The organism is Bacillus sp. SIMBA_005 (assembly GCF_046535585.1).
GTDB classification, from domain to species: Bacteria; Bacillota; Bacilli; order Bacillales; family Bacillaceae; genus Bacillus; species Bacillus pumilus.
The window spans coordinates 1-260 of the sequence record NZ_JAWRWI010000660.1 but is presented as its reverse complement, the minus strand read 5'-3'; the positions used below and the strand labels follow the sequence as shown (position 1 = coordinate 260).

Genomic DNA, 260 nt, shown 5'->3' with positions numbered 1-260 from the left:
CGACAGCCACTGTTTCCATTGATGTTGAACAGGCGCCAAACATACAAAGAAATGGGATTTTCAAGTGTCTTGCCACATAGTTAGCCGTCACGTTTTGGTTCAGCAAGTCGCCTGCCAGCAATAGGTCAATATCATCTTTTGTCAGATTGTTTTTTTGAAGCGCAACATTAACAGCGTCTTCCATCAGCTGCCGTTCCGCCATTTCCCAGCTCTTTTGATTACAATGCATTTCGTCATAGGTTTTATCAAATAAAGAGCCG

At 43.1% G+C, this 260-nt stretch carries 1 pseudogene; it reads right to left on the bottom strand.

Going from position 1 to position 260, the window contains the following annotated elements:
* A pseudogene (locus tag SB660_RS21725) lies at window positions 1-260 on the bottom strand (stage V sporulation protein AD); the annotation flags it as partial.